Source organism: Variovorax sp. MPBD4-3 (assembly GCF_058809745.1).
In genome coordinates this window covers 1-12,276 of the sequence record NZ_JBXASW010000101.1, presented here as the reverse complement: position 1 = coordinate 12,276, position 12,276 = coordinate 1, and the positions used below count along the sequence as shown (strand labels likewise).

At 68.7% G+C, this 12,276-nt stretch carries 10 protein-coding genes; 7 read left to right on the top strand and 3 right to left on the bottom strand.

All coding sequences use genetic code 11. From position 1 onward, the window contains the following. Positions 1-31: 31 nt before the first annotated feature. Positions 32-427, bottom strand: coding sequence for a Co2+/Mg2+ efflux protein ApaG (apaG, locus tag AC1RVW_RS29890; protein WP_081267842.1), 396 nt, complete (start codon positions 425-427; stop codon positions 32-34). Positions 428-487: 60 nt separating this feature from the next. Here apaG and rpe point away from each other — a divergent pair, with 60 nt between their 5' ends. Then, on the top strand, positions 488-1,183 hold the full coding sequence (rpe, locus tag AC1RVW_RS29885; RefSeq protein ID WP_285411470.1) for a ribulose-phosphate 3-epimerase: 696 nt from the start codon (positions 488-490) through the stop codon (positions 1,181-1,183). Here rpe and AC1RVW_RS29880 read toward each other — a convergent pair. Continuing rightward, a complete protein-coding gene (locus AC1RVW_RS29880; RefSeq protein WP_081267844.1) occupies positions 1,173-1,433 on the bottom strand; it encodes a hypothetical protein in 261 nt (86 codons plus the stop codon). The two genes, rpe and AC1RVW_RS29880, sit on opposite strands and share 11 nt — an antisense overlap. Before the next feature lie 162 nt (positions 1,434-1,595). Between AC1RVW_RS29880 and AC1RVW_RS29875 the strand changes: the two genes are divergently transcribed. From AC1RVW_RS29875 to ligD, 3 genes are all read left to right on the top strand, one after another. Beyond that, complete coding sequence (locus AC1RVW_RS29875; RefSeq protein WP_493204322.1) at positions 1,596-2,606, top strand: succinylglutamate desuccinylase/aspartoacylase family protein; 1,011 nt, start codon at positions 1,596-1,598, stop codon at positions 2,604-2,606. 75 nt (positions 2,607-2,681) lie between these two features. Then, positions 2,682-3,665, top strand: a complete 984-nt coding sequence (gene ku, locus AC1RVW_RS29870; RefSeq protein WP_285411468.1) for a non-homologous end joining protein Ku — start codon at positions 2,682-2,684, stop codon at positions 3,663-3,665. 18 nt (positions 3,666-3,683) lie between these two features. Continuing rightward, positions 3,684-6,200, top strand: coding sequence for a DNA ligase D (gene ligD, locus AC1RVW_RS29865; protein WP_493204320.1), 2,517 nt, complete (start codon positions 3,684-3,686; stop codon positions 6,198-6,200). 43 nt (positions 6,201-6,243) lie between these two features. Here ligD and AC1RVW_RS29860 read toward each other — a convergent pair whose 3' ends face one another. Further along, a complete protein-coding gene (locus AC1RVW_RS29860; RefSeq protein ID WP_081267848.1) occupies positions 6,244-7,062 on the bottom strand; it encodes a transglutaminase-like domain-containing protein in 819 nt (272 codons plus the stop codon). A 281-nt stretch (positions 7,063-7,343) separates the two neighbouring features. On the opposite strand from AC1RVW_RS29860, the gene AC1RVW_RS29855 reads away from it, so the two are divergent. From AC1RVW_RS29855 to AC1RVW_RS29845, 3 genes are all read left to right on the top strand, one after another. Then, on the top strand, positions 7,344-7,493 hold the full coding sequence (locus AC1RVW_RS29855; protein WP_172839840.1) for a hypothetical protein: 150 nt from the start codon (positions 7,344-7,346) through the stop codon (positions 7,491-7,493). Positions 7,494-7,528: 35 nt separating this feature from the next. After that, positions 7,529-9,724 (top strand): catalase HPII, encoded by a 2,196-nt coding sequence (katE, locus tag AC1RVW_RS29850; protein ID WP_234382127.1) that lies wholly within the window; start codon positions 7,529-7,531, stop codon positions 9,722-9,724. A 156-nt stretch (positions 9,725-9,880) separates the two neighbouring features. Beyond that, positions 9,881-12,052 (top strand): CHAT domain-containing protein, encoded by a 2,172-nt coding sequence (locus AC1RVW_RS29845; RefSeq protein WP_493204317.1) that lies wholly within the window; start codon positions 9,881-9,883, stop codon positions 12,050-12,052. Positions 12,053-12,276: the final 224 nt, after the last annotated feature.

The following is a 12,276-nucleotide window of genomic DNA, read 5'->3' as shown; positions in this document are numbered from 1 at the left end:
GCGGGGAAGGGAAAGAGGAGGCGCGCCGTGCCTAGTGCAATACGCGGGAGACGGGCGCGCCGCCGATGTCGGCTTCCAGCACGAACATGGGAATGGGAACGTCGAAGCGCTCGCCTTCCTCGGTCACCACGAAAAAGCTGCCGTGCATCGTGCCGCTGGGCGCCTGCAGGCGGCAGCCGCTGGTGTAACGGAAAGATTCGCCGGGCGCCAGCAGCGGCTGCTGGCCGATCACGCCGAGGCCCTTGACCTCCTGCGCATGGCCCGAGGCGTCGTTGATCAGCCAGTGGCGCGCGATCAGCTGGGCGGCCACCGAACCGGTGTTCGTGACCGTCACCGTATAGGAAAAGGTGTAGATGTTGTCCTTGGCGGACGACTGGTCGGCCAGGAAGCGCGGTTCGACCTGTACGCTGAAGGGGCTGAGTGACATGGGGCGCATGGTAACGGAGGCCTTTGGTCGGACTTGCGCCGGCTGCGAGAATCAGGGGTTATGAGCACCCCGTTCCGCATCGCGCCCTCCATCCTGTCCGCCGACTTCGCGCAACTCGGCAAAGAACTGACCGACGTGATCGCGGCCGGCGCCGACTGGATCCATTTCGACGTGATGGACAACCACTACGTGCCGAACCTGACCTTCGGCCCGATGATCTGCCAGGCGCTCAAGCCCTACGCCAAGACCGCCGACGGCACCCCGGTGCCGATCGACGTGCACCTGATGATCCATCCGGTCGACGCGCTGGCCGCCTCGTTCGCGCAGGCGGGCGCAGACTACATCAGCTTCCACCCCGATGCTTCGCCGCACGTGCACCGCAGCATCCAGGCCATCAAGGCGGCCGGCTGCAAGGCCGGGCTGGTGTTCAACCCGGGGCTGGGCCTGGAAGCGCTCGACTGGGCCATCGACGACATCGACCTGATCCTCATCATGAGCGTGAACCCCGGCTTCGGCGGCCAGAGCTTCATCGACTCGGCGCTGCGCAAGATCGAGATGGCGCGCAAGCGCATCGAGCAGAGCGGCCGCGACATCCGCCTCGAGGTGGACGGCGGCATCAAGGTCGACAACATCGCGCGCGTGGCCTCCGCCGGCGCCGACACCTTCGTGGCCGGCAGCGCGATCTTCAACGCCAAGGACTACGGCGCCGTCATCGGCGACATGCGCAAGCAGCTGGCCGGCGTGGTCAGCGCTTGAGCTTCCCGTCCTTGTAGACGCGGTTGGCCTCCAGGCCGCGGTCGGTGTCGACCAGGCCGCGTTCCACGTCTTCATGGGCCTGGCGGCCCACTTCGGTCGGGCGGCCGTCCGGCGTCTGCTGGCTGTCGGACGACTGGTCGCGCTCATGCGGCAGGCGCGGCGACGATTCGCCCTCCTGCGCCACCTTGGTCTTGCCGCCGTCCGCGTTCTTTTGGGGCGCGGCCGGCTGGGCCTTGCTGTTCTTGGTCATGTGGGGGGCTCCTTCGCTTCGATGAAGCCCGAGCGTGGGCCGATGCCGCCGCCGGCCCGGTAGGACACGCAAGGCACCCCCTGTAGGCGATCACGGGGGCGGGGTGCTATGGAATGAATAGCGCCTTTGCGCACAGGGAAAGGGCTCCGCAATAATTGCCGGATGTCCTCCGATCCATTCGACGGCGCAGCCACCGACAGCCTGCGCATCCATTCCTTCGCCTCGCTGAATCCCGGGCCCCGCCTGCTCGTGCTGGGCGGCGTGCATGGCGACGAAGTCTCCGGCACGCTGGGCATCGAGCGCATCCTGGCCGAATTCGAGGCCGGCACGCTGCGGTTGCTGCGCGGCGAACTCACCCTGGTGCCGGTGGCCAATCCGCTCGCGCGCCGGCGCCTGCAGCGCGAAGGCGAGCGCAACCTCAACCGCCTGTTCCGCCCCACCGAGGCCCCGGCGGACTACGAAGCCCGCGTGACCAACGTGCTGGCCCCGCTCATCGCGCGCCACGAGGTGCTGCTCGACCTGCATTCCTTCCAGAGCGAGGGCGAGGCCTTCGCCATGATCGGCCCGCGCGACAACACCGGCACGCTGGAGCCCTTTGCCCGCTCGTTCGAGGAAGGCCAGCTCGCGCTGCACATCGGCACGCCGATCGTGGTGGAAGGCTGGCTCGACATCTACGCCGCCGGTCTCGCTCAGCGCGCGGGCGGCACGCCGGCCGACGAAGCCGCGCTCGATTTCGGCCGCGGCACCAACGAATACATCCGCAGCCGCGGCGGCTACGGCGTCACGCTCGAATGCGGCCAGCACCTGGACCCGCAGGCGCCCGAGGTGGCCTGGCGCGCCATCCGCCGCACGCTCGCGCTGCTGGGCATGGCCGCGCTGCCGCAGGGGCTGTCGGCCGGGCCGGCGCAGCCGCCCAGGCTGCTGCGGCTGGCCGGCGTGACCGATCGCCTTCACGAGGACGACAGCTTCGTGCGCGACTGGGCCACCTTCGACGAAGTGGCCCGCGGCGAACCCATCGGCATGCGCCACGACGGCACGCTGCTCAGCGCGCCGGAAGACGGCTTCATCGTGTTCCCCAACGCCCTGGCGCAGCCCGGCGCCGAGTGGTTCTACTTCGCGCGCCCCAGCGAGCGGCAGCTGGGGCCTGTGGTCGGCGTGGCCGGCGCGGCCTGACGGCGGCTGGGGCCGCGCTCCTACATCGCCCGCGCATGCGGGCGGCGCACATTCAAATGCTGAAGGAGTGTGCTCATGCCTGTCTCGAAAAAAGCCCCCGCGCCGCGCGTCCTGTGGAAGGGCGCGATCAGCTTCGGCCTCGTCCACATTCCGGTCGCGCTGTATTCGGCCACCACCGACCACGGCATCGACTTCGACTGGCTCGACAAGCGCACCATGGACCCGGTCGGCTACAAGCGCATCAACAAGAAGACCGGCAAGGAAATCGCGCGCGAGCAGATCGTCAAGGGCATCGAGTACGAGGACGGCGAGTACGTGGTGCTCAGCGACAAGGAAATTTCCGACGCCTACCCCAAGACCACGCAGACCATCGAGATCGAGACCTTCGTGCCGGCCGACGGCATTCCCTTCGTCTACCTCGAGCGGCCCTACTACGTGGCACCGATCAACCGCGGCGCCAAGGTCTATGCGCTGCTGCGCGAGACACTGCAGCGCAGCGGCCGCGTGGGCGTGGCGCGCGTCGTCATCCAGACCAAGCAGCACCTGGCCGTGCTGGTGCCCTCGGGCCCCGGGCTCGTGCTGAACCTGCTGCGCTGGGGCGCCGACATCCGCCCCTGGGCCGACCTGCCGCTGCCTTCCGAAGACGTGAAGAAAGCCGGCCTGAGCGAGCGTGAACTGAAGATGGCCAAGGAGCTGGTCGAGGACATGAGCACCGACTGGGACCCCGGCGAATTCAAGGACGAGTTCAAGGACGAGATCCTGCGGCTGGTCGACAAGAAGGTGAAGGCCGGCCAGACCAAGACCGTGACGCAGCCGGAACCCGAGGAATCGCAGTCCAGCGAGGGCCGCGGCGCGAAGATCATCGACCTGACCGAACTGCTGCAGCGCAGCCTGCGCGGCAAGGGCGCAAAGACGGCCAAGGCAGCAGCCGGCGAACAAGGCGATGAGGAAGGCGACGAAGAAGAAGACGCGCCGCCGCCCAAGGCCGCCGCGAAGAAGCGCAAGCCCGCCGCCAAGGCCGCGCGCAAGGCGCCTGCGCGCCACCGCCGCGCGGCCTGATCGACGAGGCACGCGGCCATGGGCACCACGGCATCGGCGGCGCGCAAGGCACTGGCGCGCTACCACGGCAAGCGCGACTTCTCGCGCACGCCCGAGCCCGAGGCCGGCGGCCAGGCGGGCAAGGGCGTGCTGTCCTTCGTGATCCAGAAGCACCACGCGAGCCATCTGCACTACGACTTCAGGCTGGAACTCGACGGCACGCTCAAGAGCTGGGCCGTGCCGAAGGGGCCGTGCCTCGACCCGAGCGTGAAGCGCATGGCGGTGCACGTCGAGGACCATCCGATCTCCTATGCCGGCTTCGAGGGCACCATTCCGCCGAAGCAGTACGGCGCGGGCAGCGTCATCGTCTGGGACCGCGGCGACTGGCTGCCCGAGGGCGACGCGCGCAAGTCGCTCGCGGCCGGCAAGCTCAAGTTCGAGCTGCGCGGCGAGAAGCTGCACGGCCACTGGACGCTGGTGCGCATGCACGGCAAGGGCGATGAGTCGCACGAGCCCTGGCTGCTCATCAAGGAGCGTGACGCCGAGGCCCGCCCGCTCGCCGACTACGACGTGCTCGAAGCGCAGCCGGCGAGCGTGCTGAGCGGACGCGGCGTGGACGAGGTGGGGCAGCCGGCGAAGACGGCACCGGCCAGGGCGCCCGCGAAGGCAAGCGCGAAGGCGGTGAAAAAGGCGGTGAAGAAGGCAGTGAAGAAGACAGCGCTTCCCGCCAGCCTCCAGCCCCAGCTCGCCACCCTTGCGTCGTCGCCGCCTGCATCGCGGGACGACTGGCTCTACGAGCTCAAGTTCGACGGTTACCGCCTGCTCGCGCGCATCGACAAGGGCAAGGTCCGCTGCTTCACCCGCAACGGCCACGACTGGACCGCCAAGCTGCCCGCGCTCGCCGCGGCGCTCGCGAAGCTGCCCACCGGCGCGGCATGGCTCGACGGCGAGATCACGGTGGAAGGCAAGAACGGCGCGCCCGACTTCCAGGCGCTGCAGAACGCCTTCGACAGCGGCGCGACGTCGGCCATCGCCTACTGGCTGTTCGACGCGCCCTTTCTCGACGGCGAGGACCTGCGCGACATGCCGGTCGAGGAACGCCGCGCGCGGCTTGCAAAGCTCGTCGGCAAGAAACCGCCCGCGCCGCTGCGCCTGAGCGAGGCCTTCGACGCCGCGCCGGGCGACCTGCTCGCGTCGTCCGCCCGCATCGGCTTCGAGGGCATCGTCGGCAAGCGCAAGGGCTCGCCCTACGTGTCGCGCCGTTCGCCCGACTGGATCAAGCTCAAGAACCAGCAGCGCCAGGAGTTCGTGATCGGCGGCTACACCGCGCCAAAGGGTTCGCGTGCCGGCTTCGGCGCCTTGCTGCTGGGCGTGCACGACGAGGCCACCGGCCGGCTGCGCTACTGCGGCAACGTCGGCACCGGCTTCGACGCGAAGCGCCTGGCCGACATCAAGGCCCGGCTCGACAAGCTGGCGGCCGAGGACTGCCCGTTCTCGCCGCAGCCGCGCGGCGTCAAGGCACAGTGGGTCGAGCCCACGCTGGTGGCCGAGGTCTCGTTCGGCGAGTGGACGCGCGAAGACCGCGTGCGGCACGCCGTGTTCCAGGGCCTGCGCGCCGACAAGCCCGCGCGCGATATCCGCCGCGAGCAGCCGGAGGAAGGAAACATCACCCCCATGGCCCAGAAGATCACCCACGCCGACCGCGTGATCGACAAGCACAGCGGCATCACCAAGGGCCAGCTCGCGGCCTACTACGACAGCGTGGCCACGCTCATGCTGCCGCACCTGCGCGGACGGCCCGTGTCGCTGGTGCGCGCGCCCGAGGGCGTGGGCGGCGAGCTGTTCTTCCAGAAGCATCTGCAGAACAGCGAGATCCCCGGCGTGCGCCTGCTCGATCCCGCGCTCGACCCCGGCCACGAGCCGCTGCTGCAGATCGACACCAAGACCGGGCTGCTGGGCGCGGCGCAGATGAACGTGATCGAGCTGCACACCTGGAACGCCACCTCGCGCGCCATCGGCAAGCCCGACCGCATGACCTTCGACCTCGACCCCGGCGAAGGCGTCGCGTGGCCGCAGATCCAGGAGGCGGCCATTCTGGTGCGCACCCTGCTGGACGAGCTGGGCCTGCCTTCATTCCTCAAGACCAGCGGCGGCAAGGGCCTGCACGTGGTGGTGCCGCTGCGCCGGCAGTACGACTGGGACATGGTCAAGGGCTTCTCGCAGGCAGTGGTGGCGCACCTGGCCGAGACAATTCCTTCGCGCTTCGTGGCCAAGAGCGGGCCGCGCAACCGGGTGGGCAAAGTGTTCGTCGACTACCTGCGCAACGGCTTCGGCGCCACCACGGTGAGCGCGTGGTCGGCGCGCTCGCGGCCGGGGCTGGGCGTGTCGGTGCCGGTGGCGTGGGACGAGCTGCCCACGCTCACGGCCGCCGACCAGTGGAACGTCGGCAACGCGGCCGAACGCTTCGCTACCGGCAACAAGCCGTGGGCTGCGATGGAGCGCAGCCGCAAGGGCCTGGCCGCCGCGATGAAGCTGCTGGGCTACAGCGGCAAGTGAGGTATTTCTCCCTCCCCTTCCGGGGGAGGCGCAAGACAAACACCTACTGCAGCACTTCTTCCGTCGTCACCTCGAAGCGCTGCAGCGTGTTCGCGCCGAACACCATCGTGATCGGCACGTCCGCCGCGTCGCGCCCGCGCGCGATCACCACGCGCCCGATGCGCGGCGTGTTGTGCCGCGCGTCGAAGGTGTGCCAGCGGTTGCCCAGGTACACCTCGAACCAGGCGCTGAAGTCCATCGGGTAGCGCACCGGCGGAATGCCGATGTCGCCCAGGTAGCCCGTCACGTAGCGCGCGGGAATGTTCATGCAGCGGCACAGCGTGATCGCCAGGTGCGCGAAGTCGCGGCACACGCCGGTGCGTTCGCGGTAGCCCTCCAGCGCGGTGCGGGTGGCGCGCGCGTTCTGGTAGTCGAAGCGCAGGTGCCGGTGCACGAAGTCGCAGATCGCCTGCACGCGCGCCCAGCCGGGCGTCACGCTCGAGAAGTTGGCCCATGCGAAAGCCAGCAGCTCGCTGTCGACCTCGCAGTAGCGGCTGGGCAGCACGAAGGGCAGCGTCTCCACGGGGAGGTCGGCCGTCGCGTGCTCCACCGCGCCGAAGTCGACGGCATCGGGCCAGCCGGTGTCATACACCGTCGCGTGGTTGCGCAGCCGCACGCTGCTCACGCCCGGGGGCACGTGCACGCGCGCGCACTGGTTGCCGAAGCTGTCCGTGTAGTGGTCCGTCACCAGTGGCGGGCTGATGGTGATGTGCTCGCCGTCCTGCAAGTCGCCGGCGCGCGACGGATGCACCTGCAGCATGTAGATCAATGCCGTGGGGGCGGTGACGCCGAGCTCGATGTCGAAACCGATCCTGATCTGCATGGAGTTCTTTCTTCCCTGGAATGGCCCGGGCACTGATGACAAGCACGATGAGTGCCACGTGTTCCACATGCTATGCGACGGGTGTGGCACAGCCACGCATCCAGGACGCGCGACCCGGCGTAGGCCGCCGCCATGCGCTGTCGGCGCGCTCCTACCGCCTGCGCGCTTGTTCTCCCACAGAGGGGGGCGGGGGGCCACTACGGGTTACTTCGCTCACCAAACATAACCTTGCGAGCAACCTGCTTTGTGTGTATGGCTGTACTAGTTCCTCGGAGGGAATCATGGAGTTTTCAACGCTGTTCGACTCGCTCACCGGTGCGTGGGGAGACGAGATTCTTGTGTGGGCCGTCGCCGCGGTGGCCGGTTGCATTTGCCTGATCGCGCTGGTGAACGTGCTCGACATGTTCCTGGACAACAACGAAATGGGCTGAGCGCCCTACCCATGAAAGATTCCAGCAAATCCCCGATGACGCCACAGAACAAGGCCGCTGCGGGCCGCCGCGCGAGCGCCGCCAAGGCGAGCGACGGCAGCAGCGCCAAGCAGCAGCAGCTCGAAGGCTTCACGGTCGAGCATCCGCCGACCCTGACCACCAACCAGGGCCTGCAGATTCCCGACAACCACAACTCGCTCAAGGCGGGTGTGCGCGGGCCCACGCTGCTCGAAGATTTCATCCTGCGCGAGAAGATCACGCACTTCGACCACGAGCGCATTCCCGAGCGCGTGGTGCATGCGCGCGGTTCCGCCGCGCACGGCTACTTCCAGGTCTACAAGTCGATGTCGCAGTTCACCTGCGCCGACTTCCTGCAGGACCCCGACCAGAAGACGCCCGTTTTCGTGCGCTTCTCGACCGTGGCCGGCTCGCGCGGATCCGCCGACACGGTGCGCGACGTGCGCGGCTTCGCCGTCAAGTTCTACACCCGCGAAGGCAACTACGACCTGGTGGGCAACAACATCCCGGTGTTCTTCATCCAGGACGCGATGAAGTTCCCCGACCTCATCCACGCCGTCAAGCCCGAGCCGCACCACGAGATGCCGCAGGCCGCGAGCGCGCACGACACCTTCTGGGACTTCGCCTCGCTCATGCCCGAGAGCACCCACATGCTGATGTGGGCCATGAGCGACCGCGCCATTCCGCGCAGCCTGCGCATGATGGAAGGCTTCGGCGTCCACACCTTCCGCTTCATCAACAGCCGCGGCGAGAGCCACTTCGTGAAGTTCCACTGGAAGCCCAAGCTCGGCATCCATGGCCTGGTGTGGGACGAGGCACAGAAGATCGCCGGCAAGGACGCCGACTTCCACCGCCGCGACCTGTGGGAAGCCATCGAGAACGGCGACTTCCCCGAATGGGAACTCGGCGTGCAGATGATTCCGCAGGACAAGGAACACTCGCTGGGCTTCGACCTGCTCGACCCCACCAAGCTCATTCCCGAAGAGATGGTGCCGGTGCAGAAGATCGGCCGGCTGGTGCTCAACCGCAACCCGGACAACTTCTTCGCCGAGACCGAGCAGGTGGCCTTCCACCCGGGCCACGTGGTGCCGGGCATCGACTTCAGCAACGACCCGCTGCTGCAGGGTCGCCTGTTCTCGTACACCGACACGCAGATCTCGCGCCTGGGCGGTGCCAACTTCCACGAACTGCCCATCAACAAGGCCGTGTGCCCGTTCCACAACATGCAGCGCGACGGCATGCACCGCCAGACCATTTCGCGCGGCCAGGTGGCCTACGAGCCCAACACGCTGGGCAGCGGCGCCGAGTTCCGCGTGGACGGCGGCAGCCACGGCTTCCAGTCGTTCCCCGAAGAAATCGATCCGCCGAAGGTGCGCCGCCGCAGCGCCTCGTTCGACGATCACTTCACGCAGGCGCGCCTGTTCTTCAACAGCCAGAGCGCGGCCGAGAAGGAACACATCATCGCGGCCTTCCGCTTCGAGCTGTCGAAGCTGGAGGTGCCGGCCATCCGCCAGCGGGTGGTCGACAACCTCGCGCACGTGGACGAGAAGCTCGCGCGCCGCGTGGCCGAGCCGCTGGGCATCGGCGAGCCCGATGCCAAGGCGGCGGCAGGCCGCGCAGGCTTTCGCGAACACCGCATGACGCTGCCCATCGAGGAGTCGCGCGCGCTCAGCATGGCCGACACCGGCGACGGCTCCATCCGCACGCGCAAGATCGCGATCCTGGTGGCGGACGGTGTCGACTCGGCTTCGCTCAAGCCGATCCGCGACGCGCTCGAGCAGGCCGGCGCGCAATGCAAGACGGTGGGCCCGAAGCTGGGCACCGTTGCCAGCGCGTCGAAGCGGCAGATCGATGTCGACATGACCTTCGCCAATACGCCGTCGGTGATGTTCGACGCCGTGCTGGTGCCAGCGGGCAGCGAGAGCGCCGCGGCCATGAGCGGCATCGGCGATGCGGTGCACTTCGTGCTTGAGGCCTACAAGCACTGCAAGGCGATCTGCACCGTGGGCGAGGGCGTGCGGCTGCTGTCCTCGCTGGGCATCGGCGCGGACGTGCCGCCGGCCGACGCGCCGGCCGGCGTGGTGGTGGCGGCGACACCCGTCACCAACATGGGCGACACCACGGCCGCGACGCAGGTGGCGAGCGACTTCATCGCGGCCATCGCGAAGCACCGCCACTGGGACCGGGCGAACATCGACGCCGTGCCCGCCTGAACCGCGGCAGTCCTAGTTCGTTTGCGCTAGACCGTATTGCGAATAGGCGCGGCGGGTAGCCGCTCCTAGACTCCGCCCCGAGGCCTGAACGGCGCCCACTTCCGAGGCGCCGGCCGCCCGCTTGCAGCGGGTGCATGGGCCCGACGCGGGGGTCCAATGGCTTGGTTTTCCAGTTGGGGATGGGAGCGTCCCGCATGTGGCCGCGCGGGCCTTGCGGTGGCGCTGGGTCTTGCGGGCGTTCTTGCCTCCGGCATCGGTTCCCCGGCGGCGGCGCAGCAGCAGCAACAGCAGCAGCGCGCGCAGGCGCCGACCGGTGCCGAGGCCGCCGCCGACCGCATGGAGCAGGCCCGGCTCGCCGACACCGACACCCTGCTGGCCCTGACCAGCGAAGGTGCGGTGCTCTACGGGCAGGACAGCGTCAAGCTCTCCGGCTACCAGTACTGCAGCCAGGCCGTGGCACTGGCCGAGGCGGGAGAGTTCCGCCAGAGCGTGCGTGCCGCCAGCAAGGCGCTGCACCTGGCCAACGCCACCAACGACCCCAACCTGATGGCCATGGCCAACCGCGACCTGGCCATCGTCTACAGCTACTCCGGCCAGCTCGAGAAGGCCGAGGAATTCGCGCGCGAGGCGCTGCGCCATCAGGCGCGCGACCCCAAGCTGGTGGTGGGCCCGGTGCAGAAGGTGATCGGCGACGTGCGCACGCGCCGCGGCGACTTCTCCGGCGCGGTACTCAGCTATGACGAGGCGCTGGCCAACAGCTCGCCGCGCTATGCGCCGCTGGTGCAGGCCTCGCTGGTCAATGCGCTGATCGAAGCGGGCGACACCGCGCGGGCGCGCGAGCTGATCGGCACCATGGCCCCGCCCAAGGACGCACCGCTCACCGCGCAGCTCGACCGCACCCGCGCGCGCCTGCTGCTGGCCGAGAACAAGCCGGCCGAGGCGCGCGATGCCTACCGCGCGCTCACCGCGCGCCAGGTGGGCGCCGACACGGAGTACTACCGCCTCTGGGCCTGGGACGGCGTGGCGCGCAGCGAACTCGCGCTGGGCCAGAAGCAGGCGGCGGCCGAGGCCGTGGGCCGTGCGCTGGGCGACGTCGACAAGGTGCGCGCGAAGTTCCGCAGCGAAGAATTCAAGATGGGCCTGTTCTCGGACCTGCAGACGGTGTTCGAGCGCGGCGTGGCCGTGTACAGCGACGCGGGCGACGCGCGCCAGGCCTTCGAGGTGAGCGAGCACAGCCGTTCGCGCGCGCTGCTCGACGCGGTGCGCGGCCGCGCGAAGATCAACGAGCAGGCCGCCAACACCATCGACCTGCCGGCGCTGCAGGCCACGCTGGCGCCCGACGAGCGCGTGGTGCAGTTCCACTCGCTGCCCGACCGGCTGGTGGTGTGGGTGGTGAGCGCGAACAGCATCACCGAGAAGACCGTGGCGGTGAAGCGCGACGAACTCAACGAGCTGGTCGAGACCTTCCGCAATTCCATCGTGCGCGGCCGCCGCACCGCCATCACCAACGCCGACAAGCTGGGCGCCGCGCTGCTCGGGCCGCTGGGCCTGGCGCCGGGGCAGAGGCTGATCGTGGTGCCGCACGGGCCGCTGCACTACCTGCCGTTCCAGGCGCTGCGGCTGGACGGACGCTACATCATCGAGACGCACCCCGTGGCCGTGGCGCCGTCGATCAGCATCGCGGTGCAGCTCGCGCAGCGCACGCCGCGCGTGAACGCGTCGCTCACCGCCTTCGGCAATCCGCGCATCGAGGACAAGTACGACCTGCCCGGCGCCGAAACGGAGGTGAAGCAGCTCGCGCAGCTGTTCCCGCGCAACACGGTGTACATGGGCGCCGCCGCCACCAAGACGCAGTTCCGCGACGTGGCCTCGCGCTCGCCGCTGATGCACGTGGCCGCGCACGCGGAGGCCGACGCGGTCGATCCGCTGTATTCGCGCATCCTGCTGGCCAACGAGGGCGGCAAGCAGAATTTCCTGGAGGCCCACGAGATCCTCGGACTGCCGATGGACGGCACCGCGCTGGTCACGCTGTCGGCCTGCGAGTCGGGGCTGGGGCGCATCGCGCAAGGCGACGAGGTGCTGGGCTTCACGCGGTCGTTTCTCTCGGCCGGCAGTTCGAGCCTGATCGCGTCGCTGTGGCCGGTGTCCGACGACGCCACGGCGGTGCTCATGAGCACGCTCTATGGCGAGCTGGCCAGGGGCCGCGACATCCAGAAGGCGATGCAGGCGGGTCAGCTCGCCGTGTTGAAGGACCCCAAGATGTCCCATCCCTTCTTCTGGGCGCCGTTCAACCTGATCGGCAACTGGCGTCTTACGGTGGGGGGGTGACATGAAGTCTTGGCTCTTGTTCGATGTTCTTTGTTCGGGGCGCGATCACGGCGACGGGGTGCCTTGCTCCGCGAATGTCCCCCGGCCTGCGGCCTCCTCCTTTATTTCGCTGCGCAAGGCACCCCGTCGCCGTGATCGTTGGACAGAGCGGTCGTTGATCAACTGCGAACCAGCAGCGTGTCCAGTGCACAGGGTACCGGGTGCTCCCCGCAGCGAAATAAAGG